General features: G+C 46.3%; 2 protein-coding genes. Both read left to right on the top strand.

All coding sequences use genetic code 11. From position 1 onward, the window contains the following. The first annotated feature begins 172 nt into the window (after positions 1 to 172). Positions 173 to 361 carry a hypothetical protein gene (locus ACM0OZ_RS48750; RefSeq protein ID WP_414590143.1) on the top strand — a complete coding sequence of 63 codons (189 nt, stop codon included), beginning with the start codon at positions 173 to 175 and terminating at the stop codon, positions 359 to 361. Between the two features lie 218 nt (positions 362 to 579). Continuing rightward, positions 580 to 1350, top strand: a complete 771-nt coding sequence (locus ACM0OZ_RS48745) for a hypothetical protein (protein WP_414590142.1) — start codon at positions 580 to 582, stop codon at positions 1348 to 1350. Positions 1351 to 1472: the final 122 nt, after the last annotated feature.

Here is a 1472-nt window from a genome sequence, read left to right as displayed (position 1 = left end):
CCAAATCAAGTCAAAAGTAGATTACCACAATCTGGCATTAGTGGGATAGGTTCATAAAAAAGGGGAAATTCTAACCTGCCGATGGCTTGCCAGTGGCACAAATTATCACGCACTGCCTGGTCAGGAAGAATTGCTATATAGGCGCGTTGGTCGTCCACCAGAGGAAAGGATTATGAAACTCCTTGAGGAAGTTGGGGCTTTGGGTTTGTCTAAAATTGCCCGTCGTGTAGGCTTGTCTCGCGCTTCTGTCTATGGAGTATGCAAAAGAGTTGAGCAGCGCACAGGTAAGGTAAAAATGCAAAAAGCTTCCTGTGGACAGGTGATTGCATACATCAATTCTGACCGAAGCGCTTTCTCTTAAACCAGGCGAATTACAATAATATCGCCCAGGTGCTTAGGGGTGAGTTAGGCGCTTGGAATGGCTGCGATCACCCAAGGGGCACTGCTTTCCCTTGCGATCGCCCTCCAAAATTCCTCTGAGAAAATTCAACCAACATGGTAAAATATTGAAAAGCGAGGGCGCTTCTGTCTGACAAACTAGCGCTCTCGCTAAGAAAAAATTATTATTTTCTTAAGCCAATGGTAGCAGAAATTAACGCGGATGCGATCGCCTGCCCAGAAAATTCTGGCATCTCCACCGAAACTGACGAAAGATTTTTCAAAATAAGAGAGTGGTTTGAGTTCATCAATGACCAGCAGTTAAAGTTTGGTCAGTATCTGGCGCAGGTAAAAGAAGAAACAAAGCGCCAGTTCCCGTCATGTTTGGAAGCGGTAGGACTGGTAAAAACCCAAATAAACAAGTTCATCAAAGCCGCCAAGATTGCCGATAATCTCCCTGATAAGTTGCCCCCCAAGCTCGGCTTATACGTACTGCTCCAACTTGGGCAGAAGCGGAATGAGGATGCGATTCCTCATCTTACAGAGGAAGATACACAATTATCCACTGCTGCAAAAATTAAAGAGCATCAGAAGCCACCAAAACCAAAGATGCCCAAGCCCGTAATGGAGTGGGAGAAGAATCGGGAGGGCTCACGCACTCTAGTACTGCGCCTCATTGATGGAGAGGCTGCACTGATTATTGAAAGCGGATACAAAAAATCCGGCTTACCTTTGCCGCTGTATTTATCAAGCCTCGTGAAGGGAGAACCCCAAACTTGGCAGGAGATGCAGGAAGAAGTAGCACAGTATGTGGATGCGAAATCTGAAGAAGTAGAGGCGCTGGTAGATGAAATCAGGCGTTGTGAAAAGATTCTCTCCAGTCTGCAAAGCCCGGCGACTCCGACTGAACACATGATGCGACGTGCTGTACTGGAGGACAAGGAGAGGGCAGAAAGGCTACTGGCTTTTTGACAGTTATCAGTTATCAGTTATCAGTTATCAGTTATCAGGTACCCGCAGTATCAAGATGCCCCAAGTCAACTGGAGTTTAGACTAGTTCGCGGTGCGAAACGGTAGAAGAAATGAACTAAAAA

This window comes from Scytonema sp. PCC 10023, assembly GCF_963920835.1.
Taxonomy (GTDB): domain Bacteria; phylum Cyanobacteriota; class Cyanobacteriia; order Cyanobacteriales; family Nostocaceae; genus Kalymmatonema.
The sequence above is the reverse complement of the archived record's forward strand: the minus strand, read 5'-3'. Positions and strand labels throughout refer to the sequence as shown.